Origin of the sequence: Marinobacter halodurans (genome assembly GCF_004327985.1) — a bacterium.
In the GTDB taxonomy this organism is placed as follows: Bacteria; Pseudomonadota; Gammaproteobacteria; order Pseudomonadales; family Oleiphilaceae; genus Marinobacter_A; species Marinobacter_A halodurans.
In genome coordinates this window covers 12062-29682 of the sequence record NZ_SJDL01000026.1, presented here as the reverse complement: position 1 = coordinate 29682, position 17621 = coordinate 12062, and the positions used below count along the sequence as shown (strand labels likewise).

Sequence of the window (17621 nt, the reverse complement as noted above, 5' to 3'; positions counted from 1 at the left end):
GTAGCCGACGCTTCAGCTTCGGAGGGGACGTCAGTCCCCCGATACAACCCGGCAGGCTTGCGCCTGCTCCGAAGCTAAAGCGTCGGCTACACGCACCAAAGGCCTTACTCGAAGCTCAGGCCCGGGGCCAGGGACTCCGGCATGGTGTTCTTCCTGGACTCGAGAGACGCCATCGGCCAGGCGCAGTAGTCCGCCGCGTAGTAGGCGCTCGGGCGATGGTTGCCGCTGGCACCCACACCCCCGAACGGCGCGGCACTGCTGGCGCCGGTCAACGGACGGTTCCAGTTGACGATGCCGGCACGGACTTCCTCGGTGAGGCGCTCGTACAGGGCACGGTCGTCGGTCAGGATGCCGGCGGAGAGGCCGTAGCGGGTGTCGTTGGCAATCTCCAGCGCCTCATCGAAGCTGTCGTAGCGGATCACGGCCAGCAGCGGACCAAAGTGTTCTTCGTCCACACGATCCTTGATGTCGGTCACGTCGATAATCGCCGGTGACAACAGCGCGGTACCCTCTTCCAGGCGACGCATTTCCAGCAGCGACTTGGCGCCCTTCTCGATCAGGCTGGCCTGGGCATTGAGCAGGCCATCGGCGGCGGCCAGGGACACGAGAGCCCCCATGAACGGCTGCGGATCGGCGTCGAAGCGACCCACCTGGATCTTGCTGGCCACCTCGACCACGCGATCGATAAAGCGATCACCCGCCTTGCCTTTCGGCACCAGCAGACGACGCGCACAGGTGCAGCGCTGGCCGGCGGACAGGAACGCGGACTGGATGGTGTTGTGCACCGCGCCGTCCAGGTCGTCGATGCCCTGTACGATCAGCGGGTTGTTGCCCCCCATTTCCAGCGCCAGGATCTTCTCGGGCTGGCCGCCGAACTGCTTGTGCAGCAGGTGGCCGACGTTGGAGCTGCCGGTGAAGAACAAACCGTCGATGCCCGGATGGCCCGCCAGGGCAACACCGGTGTCCTTCTCGCCCTGGAGCAGGTTGAGCACGCCGTCCGGCAGGCCGGCTTTCTGCCACAGACGCAGGGTCAGTTCAGCCACGGCCGGGGCGATTTCACTGGGCTTGAAGATGGCGGTGTTGCCCGCCAGCAGGGCCGGTACGATGTGACCGTTCGGCAGGTGGCCCGGGAAGTTGTAGGGGCCAAACACCGCCACCACGCCGTGCGGACGGTGGCGCAGGACCGCCTGGCCGCCGGGTACCTCGTTGGCACTGTAGCCGGTGCGATCCTTGTAGGCCTTCCTGGAGATCGCGATCTTGCCGATCATGGCACCCACTTCGGTGCGGGATTCCCACAGCGGTTTACCGGTCTCCATGCCGATGGTGTAGGCCAGCTCTTCCTTGTTCGCTTCCAGCTCCTTGCCGAACGCCTCGACAATCGCCAGACGCTCTTCAAAGGTCTTGCGGCGCCAGGCCGGGAAAGCAGCCCGACCGGCGCGTACGGCGGCGTCGACGTCCTCGACATCGGCACTGTGCCCTTCCCACACCGCTTCGCCAGTTACCGGCTGGACGGATTCCAGGGCAGGCCCGTGGCCGGTCAGCCATTTGCCATCGATGAGGATTTCTCCGGTCAGTTTAATCGTCATAACAAACTCCTGAATTCGGTTACTTGGCGGTGCGGTTTTCTTTAAGCGGTGACAGGCGCACCAGGTCACCGGACGAGACCTGCAGGGCATCCGCCACCTCGGCGGGCATGCTCACGGTGTCCGGCTTGATGCAGCTCCTGGGCAGCGTGGTGACCCGGAAATCCCGGAACGAGCGGTTCGAGACCATCACCCGCTCTTCCGGCGGCACATCCAGGTTGACCGGCTGCCGCGACACCAGCACATGGCGCTTGACGCTCTCACGCACCGTCCGCACGTTGTGGATAAACGCTTCCACCACCGGGCCGCCGTCGAAGATGTCGCACAGCCCGTTGAAGTTGAAGCCTTCGGCCTGCAGCATCCGCAGGGCCGGTTTGGTGTTGTCGTGGACCTGGCCAATGACGTCCCGTGCCGGCTCCGGCAGCAGGGGCACGTAGATCGGGTACTTGGGCATCAGCTCGGCAATGAACGACTTGTTGCCCATGCCGGACAGGAAGTCGGCCTCGCTGAAGTCCATGTCGAAGAAGCGGCGACCCAAGGCGTCCCAAAGCGGACTGCGACCGTTCTCGTCGGACACGCCGCGCATCTCGGCGAAGACTTTCTCGGAGAAGAACTCGCGGAAGTCCGCCATGTAAAGGAAACGGCAGCGGGACAGCAGCAGGCCGTTACCGCCCTGACGGTGGGTGTCCGACAGCAGCAGCGAGCAGATCTCACTGGTGTCGGTCATGTCGTTGGTCAGGTGCAGGGTCGGCGTGCGGACGTGGACGCCCAGCTCCCGTGAGGCGTTCACGGTGGTGCTCAGACGGTAGTTGTACCAGACCTCATCCAGCCCGACCCGGGCCTCGATACCACTGATACCGACGCACTTCTTCTGCCCGGTATCTTCCAGGGCAAACAGGTACATGCCCGCTTCCGGGGCGCACCGTTCGTTGAAGGTGTCTTCGGCCCGCGCGATCTTGCGGGACAGGAGATCACGGTTTGGCGGCAGTGAGGTCAGCCCTTTGCCGGCGCCTTCCGCCATATCGTGCAGGTCTTCCAGGTCACCCTGACTGAGGGGGCGAATCAGCAACATAACAATCTCCTCTCCTTACAGGGCCACCAGGACCAGGTCGTCGCCGTCGCTGACACCCAACTGATCGGCGATGGTGGTATTCAGGCGAACCACGTCGCCCAGACCGTCGCTGACGTTGGTCAGGGAACAGCGGAAGCTTTCGCTGTCGCCGTTGGCTACGAGGTAACGCACACCCCGGCTGCCCTCACCCCGGCGCGCGGTCTTGTTGCGGCGGCGGGTGATCGAGGTCAGCTCGTCGGTACGGGCTTCGAGCACCGGGCCACCGTCGAAGATGTCGATGTGCTGGCCCACACGGAACCCTTCCCGCTCCAGCAACTGACAGGTCCGCGCGGCGGCCTCGTGCGGCTCGCTGATGGCGGCCTGGGCCGCGTCGGACAGCAGCGTGACGTAGATCGGGTTGGGCGGCATCAGCTCGGCAATGAAGGTCTTGGTCTTCACGCCGGAGTAGTAATCGGCGGTGGCAAAATCCATGTGGAAAAAGTGCCGGCCCAGGCTGTCCCAGAACGGCGCGTCGCCTTCCTCGGTCTGGACGCCCTGGATTTCCACCACCACCTGATCGGAGAATCGCTCGCGATGGCGGTCGATAAAGAGAAGGCGCGAGCGGGACAGCAGTTCGAACGCCTCGGTATCGCGCAGGTCCGGGTCGATGGTGAATGAGCAGAGCAGCGTCTTGCCGGTCAACTCGTGGGTCGGATACAGCACCGCCACGTGCTTGGCCACGTCCAGTTCATGGGAGGCATGGATCAGCTCGTCGCGGCGGTAGTTGTAGAACGGCTGGCCGTTACCGGCACGGGCGTCGATACCGGCGGTACCGTGGATGCGGCCAGTCCCGGAATCCTCCAGCACGAACAGGAAACGCTCGCGATCCGCCAGCGCGGGATCACCGGCCAGGGAACGCTGCGAATGATCAATTTTCTCGCTCAGTTTGTCCCGGGATTGGGGCAGCGTCGAGACCCGGGCACCGTGAGCCGTTGCCAGCTTTTCAATACCGGCCAGGTCTTCGTGGCGAGCAGGACGGACAATCCACATGAGAGGTAACTCCTGTGATATGCCCGGAGACGGGCCCCTTTTGAGCGTCCGCCTCCGGAGTCGTTAACCGGCGATCTTGGCGACGGCGCGTTCGAAACGGACCAGCGCCTCGTCGATATCGGACTCGGGAATGATCAGCGACGGCGCCAGACGGACCACGTCGGCACCAGCCACCAGCACCATGACGCCTTCATCCAGGCCGGCATTGAGGAATTCCTTGGCCTTGCCCTTCCACTCGTCGGTCAGCACGCCACCGAGCAGCAGACCGGCACCGCGCACCTGTTCGAACACGCCGTATTTCTGGCCGATCTTTTCCATACCCTCACGCAGGCGCTTGGAGCGCGCCTCAACGCCCTTGAGCACGTCCGGCTGGCTGACGATATCAATCACGCGCTGGGCCACGGCGCAGGCCAGCGGGTTGCCGCCGTAGGTGCTGCCGTGGGTGCCGACACCCAGGCTCTCGGCAATCCTGTCGGTGGTCAGCATGGCGCCGACCGGGAAGCCGCCGCCGAGGGATTTGGCGGTGGACAGGATGTCCGGCGTCACGCCGTATTTCTGGTAGGCGTAGAGGTAGCCGGTCCGGCCCACGCCGGTCTGGACTTCGTCGAATACCAACAGGGCGTTGTGCTTGTCACACAGTTCGCGCAGACCTTCCAGGAAGGATTGCTCGGCCGGCAGGATGCCGCCCTCGCCCTGGATCGGCTCGACCACGATGGCGCAGGTCTTGTCGGAGATCAGCCTCTCGACGCTGGCCAGGTCGTTGAAATCGGCGTGGTGGATGCCCCGCGGGGCCGGTTCGAAACCTTCCAGGTACTTGGGCTGACCGCCGACGCTGACGGTAAACAGGGTGCGGCCGTGGAAGCTGTTCTTGAACGAGATGATCTCGTGCTTTTCCGGACTGAAGTGCTGCCAGGCATAGCGACGCGCCAGCTTGAAGGCCGCCTCGTTGGCTTCACCGCCGGAGTTGGCGAAGAAGACGCGCTCGGCGAAGGTCAGGTCGCACAGGGTCTTGGCCAGGTGGATGGCCGGCTCGTTGGTCATGACGTTGGACAGGTGCCAGATCTTCTCGGCCTGGCTGGTCAGCGCGCCCAACAGACCCGGGTGGGCGTGGCCCAGGGAAATCACGGCGATGCCGCCGGCCAGGTCCACGTATTCCTTACCTTCCTGATCCCAGACTCGCGACCCCTCGCCACGAACGGGGATGATCCTGCCCGGCGCGTAGTTGGGGACCATCACGTCATCAAACATTTCACGGGTAATGGAAGGTGTTGTCATAGGAGCCTCGTTGTTGGGTGTTGGCAGAAACTGGCAACGAGTCTAGACGGGCGCCACCCGTGTCGCTTTCAGGAATGCGACCCGGCCATTACAGGATTGCGACCTGACAAATAGCGATGAGTTCGCAGAAAAATGTAGCCGACGCTTTAGCTTCGGAGGGCCGGCCAGGGCCCCAGCGTCTTGCAACCAAGCTGAATCGAAGCCAATGGCGCCCATCGCTGGAGCAAAGGACAGGATGTCCTTGTCGCATAAGCGGCCATGGACGGCCCTCTTAGGCGACGGAAGCGATGGGCGCCATTGGCTTCAGCCCCCTATATCGAATAAAAATTGACCCGGACCAAGACTTCAAACTGGTGCCAGGGAAGCAAATGAATTCCGACCAGCACGTCCTTGTGCTTCCTCCGGCAAGGGTGTCCATTCACTTCCGCGAAATCTCGGGGAATTCGCCGCGCGGAAGGGAATATGAGGGTCAGACTTCTCGATCCTCAGAAGGCGTTAATCCGAACGCATTGCGGTAGGTGGTGCTGAAATGCGCCCCTGACGAGAACCCGCAAGACAATGCGATATCCGTCAGGCTCAGCGCGCTGTTACGAACCAGCTCGCGGGCGCGATCCAGGCGGATCTTGAGGTAATAGCGGGACGGGACCGTATCGAGGTATTTGCGGAAAAGCCGCTCCAACTGGCGGCGGGACAGGTTCACGTGCCCGGCGATGTCGTCACCGGACAGGGGCTCTTCGATGTTGGCGAACATCAGGTCCACGGCTTCCGCCAGCGCGGGCTGTTCGGCGCGGGTGGCCTGATCGAGTTCGGTGCCGCCACCCAGCTCCGGCTCCCCCACCCGCTCGCGGACGAACCACTGGGCCAACGCCTCAGCGACATCCCGGCCCAGTTCGCGGCCGATGGTCCAGATCATCAGATCCTGCGCCGCCGTGGCGCCACGGCAGGTGAGTCGGTTGCGGTCGACGCAGAACACGTCCTCGGTCTGGCGAACGGCGGGGAAACGCTCGCGCAACTGCGCTCCGGGCAAACCGTGCAGCGCGGCGCGGTAGCCGTCCAGCAGCCCGGCTTCCGCCAGCAACAGACCGCCGCTGGCCAGGCCGCCCAGCGTCGACACACCGTCAGCATGATGCGTGAGCTTTTGCGCGAAATCGTCCGGCAGTTCACGAGGCGGCGCATGGCCGCCCACCAGCAGCAGCCAGTCCAGTGGCGGATCGCAATGATCGAGAGGGGTTTGGGGAATCGGCAGACCGGAACCGAAAGCGGCGCCCAGGCCCAGGTGCTCGATCGAAAAACAGTCTTCCCCCAGCAGACGGTTGGCCACCTGCATCGGTTCAACCGCGGCCGCGTAGGTCAGTGCGGAGGCACCCGGCAGCAACAACAATCCGACACGCAGCGACAAACAACTCTCTCCCGGCAAACAGATTCATTCGGACCGTCAACCGTCCGGTATCAGGATATCCGGCGTACTGACGGCGGGCAGCTCAACGATGCGGCGGGCCCGACCGTCCCGCCCCATCAGGGCTTTCACCACCAGTTTATAGGAATCCAGGTCGAAGGTGACACTCTGCCCGTTCAGGGACAGGTCATGGAGGTCGTTCTCATCGTGCAGGGTGGTGATGTGCATCCAGTTGTAGATGACCAGGATATCGGTGCGATCCCGCTCCCGATTGCGCTCAACCACACCGACGGGCCCCTGCCAGGGCCAGGTGGTCAGCCGCAGGTTGTGGAAGCCGATCTGCATGCGCAGGTTGTAACGGGTGACGTCTTCATCCTGCTCGCAGGCACCTTTGCAGCGGCCCAGCGTGCGCTGGAAACAGGGGCCCTCACCTTCCGGTTCAAGGCCCAGCAGTTTATTGCAGAGCTCATTCTTCGCGGCAATGCCCTTCAACGCCCGTTCGGCGTCCCGGATGCTGCGGAACAGCCCGAAGTAGTCCCCCAGCCGATGCGGCTCGATCTCCCGCACCAGCCGGGCCTGCAGATAACCCGCGTCGTTGTGGGTCAGTTCAATACTGACCAGGGTCTTGGCCGCCCGGGAGCGACGATTGTAGAGGGGGTTGAGGGTCTTGATCTGGTGCAGTTCCAGTAACAGCGCCCCGAGCTCGCCGGCGGTTTCCGTCCAGTCCACCCGGCGCAGGCTCTGGGACATGCGCACGCCCCGGTGGGAGTTGTGATCGCCGGAGAAATGGGACGCAACCCGCTGCAGGATATTGGTGCTCTTACCGACATAGAGCAGCACGTCGTTCTCACCGTAGAAACGATAGACTCCCGGCGACGGCGGCAGGCTCTCCAGGATATCCGGGGACAGGTGGGACGGCACACTGGGACGACGTAACAGGTGGCGCACCGCAGCCTCGACGTTCTCCCTCCCCTTGTCCAGCAGCGACGACTCGAAGAACGCCTGCATCGCCGTCACGTCCCCCATCGCCCGGTGGCGCTGGACATCGGGCAACTGGTGCCGGGCGATGATGGCATCCATGTTATGGCGCCGGAATTCCGGATACAGGCGGCGCGAGAGCTTGACCGTACACAGCACCCGTGAGGAAAACGCCTGCCCCAGCCGGCGGAACTCCGCCTTGATAAAGCCGTAATCGAAGCGGGCGTTATGGGCGACGAAGACCGAATCCTTCAGCTTTTCCCGCAGGGTGTCGGCGATCTCCGCAAACCGCGGGGCGTCCGCCACCATCTCGTTGCTGATGCCCGTAAGCTGTTCAATAAACGCGGAAATTCGGGTTTCCGGATTCAGCAACGTCTGCCATTCGTCGACCACGTCACCGTTGCGCCAGAAGCGGATGCCAATCTCCGTAATCCGGTCGTGCATGGCGTTACCGCCGGTGGTTTCCAGATCGAGAAAAGCGAAGGTGGCGGAATCGAGAAAGGCGACGGTCTCAGACATGCTTATCCTTTACGTGAACAAAACCTCACTGGACCGCGATTAACAAGGAATTTCCCGGGGATTAGACCTTCGTATAATTAACGATCAACTTGTTTGAATTGTCCCCAAACCGTAACTACTTTAAAGAGGACGCAACACAACAATAACGCATGGAGAACACTTCAATGAACCGCAACAAAATAACAATCGCAGTTCAGGCAACAACGGCCGCGATGGTTCTGGGACTCGCCACCCAGGCCAGCGCCATCGAACTCAATCCAGGGTCAATCGATGCCGAGCTGTACGGTTACGCCCGCATGAACGCCGTTTACGACATCGATGAGGATATCGGTGTGTCCACCCAGTCCGGTTCCTTCGGCAAAGTGAATACTGGCGCAGCCGAAGATGACGAGATCACGGGTCATTTCGATGCCGATGCCGTGCAATCCCGTCTGGGTGTCAAAGTCACCACCGAGCAGGGTGTGAAGGTCGTCGTGGAAGGTGACTTCCGTGGTGGTAGCAGCGGTGGCGATCTTCGTCTGCGTCACGCCTATGGTGAGTATATGGGCGTGCTGTTGGGTCAGACCTGGTCCAACTTCAACAGTTTCGTGGGTAACACGTCCGTCCTGGATTTCGATGCCCTGGCCGGTAACGCCGGTCTGCAGGGCCGTGTGACCCAGGCTCGTTATACTACTGGCCCAATGTCTGTGTCACTGGAAGATAACTTCACCAGTATTCTGGATCCAGCTGGTGCAGCCGCCAGCACCAAGAACAGTCTGCCCACTTTGACAGCTCGTTTCGAGAATTCATCCGGCCCGCTGTCGCTGTCTGCCGCGGCGCTGCTGCACCAGGTGGAATACGACATCGGCACGGCGGATGACCAGGCCATTGGTTACGCTGTCTTCGGCGCCGCCAAGTTTGCCGTCACCGATACGGTCAGCCTCCAGGGTGCCGTGACCTACAGCGATGGTGCCAACTCCTACCTGTACCGTTCCGGCGATAACTTCGGCGCGGCCGATGCTTACATCGACGGCAGTGGTGACCTGCAAACCATCAGTGGTTATGGCGGCACTATTGGCGTGGGCGTCGACGTCGGCCCCGGGTCCATCAACGCCGGTTATGGCTGGGTCACTAACGACTGGGACGATGCCGAAGATGATGGTGTGGCCGTTGGAGAGCAACACGAGACCAACAGCAACGCCATGGTCAACTACATGTGGAGCCCGGTGAAGAACGTCACCATGGGTGTTGAATACGCCTACTTCATGGTGGACAAGCAGAACGGCGACGACGGTGATGCCAGCCGCATCATGTTCGCCGGTCAGTACAACTTCTGATCCACTCCCGACCCAGAAAAAAGCCCCGGTTCGCCGGGGCTTTTTCATGTCTGGGCGTTAGACGTCAGAGCCGCAGGATCGTGCGATAGCCGGCAATGTCCACCTCGAATCGGGTCCGCTGCCGGAGATAGTCGCGCATGGTTTCCGACGATTCGGGCTCGCCGTGAACCAGTTGGATGGCCGTACCGGGGCGCAAATCACTCGCCGCCAGCCACCGCTCCAGCTCGGCGTAATCCGCATGGGCGGACAGGCCATCCAGCATTTCAATACGCGCCTTGATGGGAATCCAGCTGCCGTGGATCTTCACGGCCTCGGCGCCGGCCATCATCTTCGCCCCCCGGGTACCGCCGGCCTGGTAACCGGCAAACAACACCGTCGTGCGCGGATCGCCCAGATGCTCCTTGAAGTGGTGCAGGATGCGCCCGCCCGTGGCCATGCCGCTGCCCGCAATCACCACATGTGGGAACGCCTGGTTGGTCAGCGCCTTGGACTCGTCCACCGATCGGGTGTAGATCGCCGCGCTGGCCATCTCGTGACATTCCTGTTCACTCAGGCGGTGCTGGTCGGGGTAATTCCAGTAGATACCCGAGACATCGATCGCCATCGGGCTGTCCAGATAGATGGGGATCTCCGGAATACGCTGCTCACGGATCAGGCGCGCCAGCATGTACTGTAGTACCTGCGCCCGTCCGACCGCGAACGACGGGATCAACACGTTCCCGCCCCGGTTGATGGTGTCATTGACGATCCGCGCCAGCTCACCGTACGGATCCTCGTCCGGGTGACGGCGGTTGCCATAGGTGGACTCGAGCAGCAACAGGTCCAGCTCCGGTAGCGGCGGCGGCGGATTCATGAACAGGTCGTGGGGGCGACCGACGTCACCGGATACGCCGATGCGTTTGCCCTCCACCTCGATGATCACGCTGGCCGAGCCGAGAATGTGTCCCGCCGACTGGAGATGAAACTGGAAATCCCCCACCGCAAACGTCTCGCGATACGCCACGGACTGGAACAGTGCCATGCTGGCCTCAGCCATGGCGCGATCGTACAGGGGCTCGGGTTTCTCGTGACGGCTGAGTTTGTGCCGCCCCAGGTAGTCCGCCTCTTCCTCCTGCAGGTGGCCGCTGTCCGCCAGCAGGATGGCGCACAGTTCCCGGGAAGCGTGATGGGTGAACACCGGTCCACGATATCCGGCCTTGTAGAGCACGGGAATGTAACCCGAGTGATCCAGATGGGCGTGGGTGAGCACGATCGCGTCCAGGTTGTCGATGTCCAGCGGCAGCGGCTCCCGGTTGCGCCGGCGCAGCCACTTGTAACCCTGGAACAGCCCGCAATCGACCAGCACACGGCTGTGGTCGGTTTCCATCAGGAACTTGGAGCCGGTGACCGTTTCCGCACCGCCAAGGAAGGTAATCCGCATTATCGTGTCTCCTGTACAGTTCGCAGGCAGGCCTGTATCGCCGGTGCCAGCAATGAACTGACATCGATGTCGTTGGTGGCGTGGGGCACGGTGTTGGTGGTCACCAATCCGGCCAGGCCGGCGCCGACCAGTTGGGCATCGGAGTCGTCGGCAAAGATGCCATGGACGGCGGCGCATTCGACCTGTTCGATGCCGCCGGCTTCCAGCGCCTGCAGGCACTTGAGGATGGTATGACCGCTGGAGATCACGTCGTCGATGATGACCGCCACCCGGCCGTAATACTGTGCCACCGGTGGCAGGGTGACTCGCACATGGCGATCCCCCAGGCGCTCCTTGTGGCCAATCACATAGGGATGGCCGCAGCGCCTGGCGATCTCGGCAACCCACTGTTCGCTCTCGGCATCCGGCCCCACCAGCAGCAAGTGCTGGCGCTGATCCAGCCAGTCGGCCAGCGCCGGCGCGGCCTGCACGACCCGGCTGGGTACACTGTAGAGCTGATCCATACTGCGAAAGCGGTGCAGGTGCGGATCCACGGTCACCAGCCAGTCGATGTGGGCCGACAGGCTCCGGGCAAAGATCTTCGAGGTCAGGGCCTCGCCGGTCTGGAAGCGGGCATCCTGGCGCATGTAGCAGAGGTAGGGGGCCACCAGTCCGACCGATGCGCCCCCCAGGTCCCGGAGCGTTTCCGCCAGGAAAATCAGCGGCAGGTAGCGGTCGTCCGGGTGGGACAGGTCCGCCAACAGGATGCAGTGCTGCCCGGCCACATCCGAGAGGACACGAACGTAGCTTTCGCCGTCCGGGAAGTGTCGCGAGTCCACGTCCCCAAGCCGGGCCCCCAGCCGGGCGCAGAGTGGCTGTTGCAGCGGCAGCTCCCGGAAGGCAAACAGCAGCGGCGGGTTCTCGGTATCAGGCTTCATCGTTCACTCACCAGGCTGAAGATGGGTTGTTCGGAGGTGTAGTATTCCAGCGCATAATCCCGCTCGCCGGCGCTCTCGCTGAACAGTTGGAACAGGGGCTGGCCGGCCGTGACCTGATCGCCCAACCCCACACAGAGTCGCAACCCGGCCGCCTTACTCGCGGGTGCCCCGGCCAGTTTGGCCAACTTGGCCAGCCGGCGGTTATCGATGGCACCGACAGTACCGTCCCGGGGCGCCAGTTCCTCGTGGGTATAGAGCGCCCGGGGCAGCGTCTTGAGGCCGCCCTGGGCTGCCACGATCCGCTGGAACTGGGCCCAGGCACGACCGTCCTCCAGGATCAGACGGGCACGCTCCCGGCCGGCCTCCAGCCCCTGGCCATCCGCCATGTCGAACAGGTGAGACGCCAGCTCGAGCGCCCGGTCGCGCAGATCGGCCGGCGCGCCGTCCGCCCGCTGCAGGACCGCCAGCACATCCCGGGCCTCTTCGACCGGACCAATCCCCCGTCCCACCGGCCCCTGGCCATCGGTGATCACACAACGCACCGACAGTCCGCAGGCCGCGCCCACTTCCACCAGGAGGGACTGCAGCCTTTCCGCCTCCGGCTGGCTGCGCACCTTGGCGGTCGGGCCGACCGGGATATCGATCAGCACATGGGTCGACCCCGCCGCGATTTTCTTGGACAGCACCGAGGCGATCAGTTGCCCTTCCCCATCCAGCTCCAGGGCCCGCTCGATCCGGATCAGCAGATCGTCAGCAGGGCTGAGATTCATTGAGCCGCCCCAGGCCAGGCAGGCACCCGCTTCCTCCACCACCCGGCGGATGTCCGCCACACCAAGATCCACATGGGTCAGCGCATCCATGGTGTCCGCCGTTCCGGCCGGCGAGGTAATGGCCCGGGACGAGGTCTTGGGCATCACCAGTCCGCCGGCGCTACAGATCGCCACGACCAGGGGGGTGGTGCGGTTGCCGGGCAGCCCGCCGATGCAGTGCTTGTCGTAGATCCTGCGGCCATCGCCCCAATCCAGGCGCTCCCCGCTGGTCACCATGGCTCGCGTCAGATCGGTAATTTCCGTCAGGGAGAGGCGACCGCCGGCACACACGCTGAGGAAGGCCGCAATCTCGATATCGCTGTAACGGTGGGCCGTCACGTCGTTGATGATGGCCTCGATTTCCCGGCCATTCAGGGTGTGGCCAAAGACCTTCTTGCGCACCGAAGCCAGCGAGCGTATCGGCGGCGCATGCTTGATGGTCAGCAACGTGCCCGGCCTGACCCGCAGGCGCTCCAGGGCACTTATAGAGAGACCAACGTGGCCATGCGGGATATGGCCACCGTAGACCACGTTCAGGACGGCAATAATGGAACGACCGCCGCAGGAAACGTTCAGGCGGTTGCTGGCGACGAAGCCCTCGGAACGGCACAGGTGACAGTCGTCGCGCATGTAGACCACCAGTTCCTGATGGGTATCGATCCCCATGGGGAACGCCTTCAACTCATTCGTGTAATTCACGGCCCCTCACTCAGAACGGCGGACTGACAACCCGAAGTATCACGCCATCAGGCTAGCAGTCCGGTCGCTCGCGCCGATTGATGGAAGTCAGGTTTGTGTTGGATCGTCGCGCCCTGTTCCCCACTTTAGTCGCCAAAGCGGCCTGCGCGCACCCTTTTCAGACGGCACGACTCATCATGGGGCAACAGGGAAATACGCCGGACGGGGCGACAAGGACCAAGCGGTTGATCGGGTTGGATTTGCGGTACATGGCATGGCCGATGCTGCTGTGGAGGACGGGTCCGCGGGGGCGAAAGCAACAGGATGGCAGCGTACCGGAGGTGATGCCCTATGGAACCGGCTGAATACACCCGCCTGCTGTCGGGCCCGGTAGCACCGGGCCCGATCGGTTACTCGCCGGCGCGAAGGCGCGTTCTCAATCCGCGCGTCGTCATCACCGAAATCACCTCCATCAACGACAACAGCCCGCGGTCGTGCTGGCGTGGCGACTTGCCGCGCCCCATACGTTCCAGTTGCCGGGTATACCAGCTCACTTCCATCAGCCCCATGTTGTCGATGGCCTTGATGCCCGTGCTGATGGGACGCACCGCGCTAGTATAGTCGGCGCCGGCCAGGATCCGGCGCGGGAAATCCGGCTCGACCGCCAGCGGGCGCGCCAGTCCGACCAAGTCGGTCGCACCGCTCTCGACAGCCGCCGCCATGCCGGCCCGGGTGCGGAAACCGCCGGTTACCATCAGCGGCACGTCGGTCCGGGCCCGCACTTTCTCGGCGAACTCCAGGAAGTAGGCTTCCCGCTCCCGGGTGCTGGCCTTGGTGCCCTTGGCCATGGCCGGATTCTCGTAGTTGCCGCCGGAAATTTCGATCAGGTCGATGCCCAGCTCCGCCAGCGTCTCGATCACCGCCAGCGACTCCTCTTCGGTGAACCCGCCACGCTGGAAATCCGCCGAGTTGAGCTTGATCCCCACATTGAATTTCTTTGACGTGGCGGCGCGAATCGCCTGGTACACCTCGACCACAAAGCGCATTCGCTTTTCCGCCGTGCCGCCCCACTCGTCCGTGCGCTGGTTGTGGTGCGGTGACAGGAACTGGCTGATCAGGTAGCCGTGGGCGCCGTGGATCTGCACGCCGTCGAAACCGGCTTTCTCGGCAATGGCCGCGCTGTGGGCGAACCGCTCAATAATGTCCTCGATCTCGGGACCGGTCAGGGCCCGCGGGGTGGCGAACATGCTCCGCAGCTCCTTGCGGAAGGGAATGGCGCTGGGAGAGACCGGGTCGCGGTTGAGCATCTTGGGACTCTGCTTGCCCGGGTGGTTCAGTTGCATCCAGATGGCATTGCCGCGCCGCTGGCCCGCGGCGGCCCAGGTCTCAAGCGCCGGCAGGTCGCGTTCATCCTCAAGCACCACATTCTGCGGCTCGCCGGTGTGGCGGCGGTCGATCATCACGTTCCCGGTAATCAACAGTCCGGTGCCGCCTTCCGCCCAGGTGTCATAGAGTGTGGCCAGGTCGTGGGTGACGCGGTTATCCAGCGTACCAAGGGTTTCGCTCATGGCGGACTTGGCGAAGCGGTTCGGCAGGACCTTGCCGTTGCGCAAGGTCAGGGGCTGGCCCAGCAGGTCGCTGGCGCTCATCGGGGCGCTGTTGTTGGCGCGTTTGGTCTTGAGGCCGTTTTTCATGGGATCGTGATCCTTTCATAATTCGACAACTGTCAAACTATTATACGTTTCGATAATTGTCAAACTGTAATAGAATAGCCTGTAAAGACTGTTGTCGGGACCGTTATGCCAACCAGAAACCGCCCCCATTCCGAACGCCTTGCGCGCGCCTTCAAGGCGCTGTCGAACCCCAATCGCCTGCGTATCTACCAGCAGATCAAGGACGCCCGGGTCAGCCCGATGAAAGACAGTGGCTGTAAGCTGGTGGACTTCATCAATTCCATGAAGGTGGGTGCGCCGACCATCTCCCATCACATCAAGGAACTGGTGAACGCCGGACTGATTCGTGTGGAGAAGGATGGCAAGTTCGTGACCTGTTATCTGGAAGAGGATATGCAGCAGGAGTTGCGGGCGTTTTTGGATTAGTGGCTCGGACCCGGGCCAGTAGCAAAACCGCCGGCAGCCTTTCAGGCTGCTCCGAAGCTGAAGCGTCGGCTACATTGAAAGCCCACTCGAGTCTGTAGCAGATGCTTCAGCTTCTGAGGCGCCGTAGGCGCCCGAGTCTAAATGGGCGGATTCATTCCGGACCGTCAGATGCACCATCCTGGCAGCCTTTCAGGCTGCTCCGAAGCTAAAGCGTCGGCTACATTGAAAGCCCACTCGAGCATGTAGCAGATGCTTTAGCTTCTGAGGCGCCACAGGTGCCCCACTCTCCCACGTTTTCCACAGCCGTTCCATCGAAGCCAATGGGCGCCATCGCTGGAGCAGAGGACAGGATGTCCTCGTCGCATAAGCGGCCACGGACGGCCCTCTTAGGCGACGGAAGCGATGGCGCCCATTGGCTTCTGCCCCGAGCTCAGCAAACCCAACCCGCACCAACAAAAAAGCAGGCCGAAGCCTGCTTTTGAGCCATCATCAGTCACCGCTTACAAAAGCAATCGCCGGACATCCCCCAGCAACTGCCCCAATAACGTCGTAAACCGCGCGGCATCCGCCCCGTTCACAGCACGGTGATCGTACGACAGCGACAGCGGCATCATCAGCCGCGGCTCGAACGCCTCACCGTCCCACACCGGTTTCATCGAGGCTTTCGAGACACCGAGGATCGCCACTTCCGGGGTGCTGACGATGGGCGTAAACGCCGTGCCACCGATGCCGCCCAGGCTGGTGATGGAGAAGCAGCCACCCTGCATTTCATTGGGTTTGAGCTTCTTGTCCCGGGCCTTTGCCGCCATCTCGGAGGCTTCCTCCGCGAGTTCCCACAGACCTTTCTTATCAACGTCCCGAATGACCGGCACCATCAGCCCGTTGGGCGTATCCACCGCGATGCCGATGTGGATGTACTGCTTGCGGATCAGCTCCTTGCGCTCCATGTCCAGCGATACGTTGAACTGCGGTAGCTCCGTGAGCGCCTGGGCGCAGGCTTTTAGCATGAACGCCAGCGGCGTCATCTTGACGCCCCGCTTCTCGCCCTCGGCTTTCAGGCTCTTGCGGAACGCGTCCATGTCGGTGATGTCCGCCTCGTCGTGCTGGGTCACGTGCGGCACATTGAGCCAGTTGCGCTGCATGTTGTTGGCGGTGGCCACCTGGATGCGCGACATGGTTTCCCGCTCGACCTTGCCGAACTGGCTGAAGTCCGGCAGCTTGACCCCGGGTATGCCGCCACCGCCACCGGGCGCCGCCACGCCGCCCTCCTGGGTTTTCTGCAGCTCGCCCTTCACATAGGCCTGGATGTCGTCCTTGAGGATGCGGTCCTTCGGCCCACTGCCCTTGATCCGGGCCATATCGACACCGAATTCCCTCGCCAGTTTGCGCACGGCCGGGCCGGCATGCACCTTGCCGGTGGTCTTGGGCTCGGATTCCGTTTCCGTACGGGCCGGTTGTCGGGACTCGGAACGCTCGCTGGATGCCGGCTTCTCCCTGGACGCCGGAGCCTCTTCAGCGGCTTCGGTTCCCTGGCGGTCTTCGCTGCCTTCATCCCCGCCGGATACGGTCATTTCCAGCAGGTCGTCCCCTTCGGACAGCTTGTCCCCCTCGCTGACCAGTACCTTTTCGATCCTGCCCGCATACGGCGAGGGAATCTCGAACGTGGCCTTGTCGGACTCGACGGTCACCAGCGGATCTTCCTCCGCCACCTCGTCGCCCTTGCTGACGTTTACCTCGATGACCGGCACGTCCTCGGCACCATCCATGCTCGGCACCTTGACGGTTTCCTTGCGGGACCCGCCGCCCGAGGCCTTCTTGCCGGATTTCGCGGCCTTGCCTCCGGACTTTTCAACCGGTGCCTCCGACGTCTCGGCGGGCGCTTCCCCGCTGTCGTCGTCTTCGGCACCGCCGTCCTGGATCGTCATCTCCAGCAGGTCGTCACCCTCGGAGAGTTTGTCCCCTTCCTTGACCAGCACCTTGCCGACCTTGCCGGCATAGGGCGACGGGATCTCGAAGGTGGCCTTGTCGGACTCCACCGTCACCAGCGGATCTTCCTCGGTGACCTCATCCCCTTCCTTCACGTTGATCTCGATGACCGGCACGTCCTCGGCGCCGTCGAGATTGGGAACCTTCACCGTTTCCTTACGGGAACCGCCGCCGGATTTTCCGGACGATTTCCTGGCCGATGCCTTTTCGTCGGAGGAAGCTTCCTCCGACGACGTCCCTGACGGCTCGGCGGCTTTATCCTCCGCCTGATCGTCCTCATCAGACGACTCCTCACCGGCGCCTTCGGCATCGATCGTGCCGACCACATCGCCTTCCTTGATCCTGTCCCCCACCTTGACGCTGATTTTGCTGATCCTGCCGGCCACCGGCGCCGGCAGGTCGACCGACGCCTTGTCCGATTCCACCGTCAGGATGGGATCTTCCTCGGCGACGGTGTCGCCCTTGCTGACGACGATCTCGATGACTTCAACCTCATCCGCACCGCCGAGATCGGGAACCTTGATGTCCTGTTCGCTCATGGCGG

Annotated in this window: 13 protein-coding genes; 2 read left to right on the top strand and 11 right to left on the bottom strand. The window is 62.9% G+C overall.

Annotated elements, in window-relative coordinates:
- Positions 1 to 104: 104 nt before the first annotated feature.
- The 6 genes from astD to EZI54_RS15505 all read right to left on the bottom strand — a co-directional run bounded on the left by astD (position 105) and on the right by EZI54_RS15505 (position 7852).
- Positions 105 to 1586, bottom strand: a complete 1482-nt coding sequence (astD, locus tag EZI54_RS15530) for a succinylglutamate-semialdehyde dehydrogenase (RefSeq protein ID WP_131482799.1) — start codon at positions 1584 to 1586, stop codon at positions 105 to 107.
- A gap of 19 nt (positions 1587 to 1605) precedes the next feature.
- Entirely contained in the window at positions 1606 to 2655 is a 1050-nt protein-coding gene (gene astA, locus EZI54_RS15525) for an arginine N-succinyltransferase (RefSeq protein WP_131482798.1), read from the bottom strand.
- Between the two features lie 15 nt (positions 2656 to 2670).
- A complete protein-coding gene (locus EZI54_RS15520; RefSeq protein WP_131482797.1) occupies positions 2671 to 3684 on the bottom strand; it encodes an arginine N-succinyltransferase in 1014 nt (337 codons plus the stop codon).
- A 63-nt stretch (positions 3685 to 3747) separates the two neighbouring features.
- Positions 3748 to 4959 (bottom strand): aspartate aminotransferase family protein, encoded by a 1212-nt coding sequence (locus EZI54_RS15515; protein ID WP_131482796.1) that lies wholly within the window; start codon positions 4957 to 4959, stop codon positions 3748 to 3750.
- 469 nt (positions 4960 to 5428) lie between these two features.
- The gene (locus tag EZI54_RS15510; RefSeq protein WP_131482795.1) at positions 5429 to 6358 is read right to left on the bottom strand and encodes a GlxA family transcriptional regulator; all 930 of its coding nucleotides are present in this window, start codon (positions 6356 to 6358) and stop codon (positions 5429 to 5431) included.
- Between the two features lie 36 nt (positions 6359 to 6394).
- The gene (locus EZI54_RS15505; protein ID WP_131482794.1) at positions 6395 to 7852 is read right to left on the bottom strand and encodes an exonuclease domain-containing protein; all 1458 of its coding nucleotides are present in this window, start codon (positions 7850 to 7852) and stop codon (positions 6395 to 6397) included.
- A 164-nt stretch (positions 7853 to 8016) separates the two neighbouring features.
- On the opposite strand from EZI54_RS15505, the gene EZI54_RS15500 reads away from it, so the two are divergent.
- Positions 8017 to 9168, top strand: coding sequence for a DcaP family trimeric outer membrane transporter (locus EZI54_RS15500; RefSeq protein WP_131482793.1), 1152 nt, complete (start codon positions 8017 to 8019; stop codon positions 9166 to 9168).
- A gap of 64 nt (positions 9169 to 9232) precedes the next feature.
- On the opposite strand, the gene EZI54_RS15495 is transcribed toward EZI54_RS15500, so the two are convergent.
- The 4 genes from EZI54_RS15495 to EZI54_RS15480 form a co-directional block, all read right to left on the bottom strand.
- Positions 9233 to 10588: an MBL fold metallo-hydrolase RNA specificity domain-containing protein gene (locus EZI54_RS15495; RefSeq protein ID WP_131482792.1), complete on the bottom strand. Its 1356-nt coding sequence runs from the start codon at positions 10586 to 10588 to the stop codon at positions 9233 to 9235.
- On the bottom strand, positions 10588 to 11505 hold the full coding sequence (locus EZI54_RS15490; protein ID WP_131482791.1) for a ribose-phosphate diphosphokinase: 918 nt from the start codon (positions 11503 to 11505) through the stop codon (positions 10588 to 10590). Before EZI54_RS15490 ends, EZI54_RS15495 begins: the two co-directional genes overlap by 1 nt.
- On the bottom strand, positions 11502 to 13013 hold the full coding sequence (locus EZI54_RS15485) for a thymidine phosphorylase family protein (RefSeq protein ID WP_242674491.1): 1512 nt from the start codon (positions 13011 to 13013) through the stop codon (positions 11502 to 11504). The genes EZI54_RS15490 and EZI54_RS15485 overlap by 4 nt, the downstream gene beginning before the upstream one ends.
- A 389-nt stretch (positions 13014 to 13402) precedes the next feature.
- Positions 13403 to 14686, bottom strand: a complete 1284-nt coding sequence (locus EZI54_RS15480; RefSeq protein ID WP_242674490.1) for an NADH:flavin oxidoreductase/NADH oxidase family protein — start codon at positions 14684 to 14686, stop codon at positions 13403 to 13405.
- Positions 14687 to 14791: 105 nt separating this feature from the next.
- Here EZI54_RS15480 and EZI54_RS15475 point away from each other — a divergent pair, with 105 nt between their 5' ends.
- Positions 14792 to 15091, top strand: a complete 300-nt coding sequence (locus EZI54_RS15475) for an ArsR/SmtB family transcription factor (RefSeq protein WP_131482790.1) — start codon at positions 14792 to 14794, stop codon at positions 15089 to 15091.
- Positions 15092 to 15591: 500 nt separating this feature from the next.
- On the opposite strand, the gene aceF is transcribed toward EZI54_RS15475, so the two are convergent.
- Positions 15592 to 17616, bottom strand: coding sequence for a dihydrolipoyllysine-residue acetyltransferase (gene aceF, locus EZI54_RS15470; protein WP_131482789.1), 2025 nt, complete (start codon positions 17614 to 17616; stop codon positions 15592 to 15594).
- Between the last annotated feature and the right edge of the window lie 5 nt (positions 17617 to 17621).

What these genes read in the sequence shown, in the direction of transcription:
- EZI54_RS15475 (WP_131482790.1), top strand. Translation starts at nt 14,792, where the DNA reads ATGCCAACCAGAAACCGCCCCCATTCCGAACGCCTTGCGCGCGCCTTC.
- astD (WP_131482799.1), bottom strand. Translation starts at nt 1,586, where the DNA reads ATGACGATTAAACTGACCGGAGAAATCCTCATCGATGGCAAATGGCTG.
- EZI54_RS15495 (WP_131482792.1), bottom strand. Translation starts at nt 10,588, where the DNA reads ATGCGGATTACCTTCCTTGGCGGTGCGGAAACGGTCACCGGCTCCAAG.
- EZI54_RS15500 (WP_131482793.1), top strand. Translation starts at nt 8,017, where the DNA reads ATGAACCGCAACAAAATAACAATCGCAGTTCAGGCAACAACGGCCGCG.
- EZI54_RS15520 (WP_131482797.1), bottom strand. Translation starts at nt 3,684, where the DNA reads ATGTGGATTGTCCGTCCTGCTCGCCACGAAGACCTGGCCGGTATTGAA.
- EZI54_RS15490 (WP_131482791.1), bottom strand. Translation starts at nt 11,505, where the DNA reads ATGAAGCCTGATACCGAGAACCCGCCGCTGCTGTTTGCCTTCCGGGAG.
- EZI54_RS15505 (WP_131482794.1), bottom strand. Translation starts at nt 7,852, where the DNA reads ATGTCTGAGACCGTCGCCTTTCTCGATTCCGCCACCTTCGCTTTTCTC.
- aceF (WP_131482789.1), bottom strand. Translation starts at nt 17,616, where the DNA reads ATGAGCGAACAGGACATCAAGGTTCCCGATCTCGGCGGTGCGGATGAG.
- EZI54_RS15515 (WP_131482796.1), bottom strand. Translation starts at nt 4,959, where the DNA reads ATGACAACACCTTCCATTACCCGTGAAATGTTTGATGACGTGATGGTC.
- EZI54_RS15480 (WP_242674490.1), bottom strand. Translation starts at nt 14,686, where the DNA reads ATGAAAAACGGCCTCAAGACCAAACGCGCCAACAACAGCGCCCCGATG.
- astA (WP_131482798.1), bottom strand. Translation starts at nt 2,655, where the DNA reads ATGTTGCTGATTCGCCCCCTCAGTCAGGGTGACCTGGAAGACCTGCAC.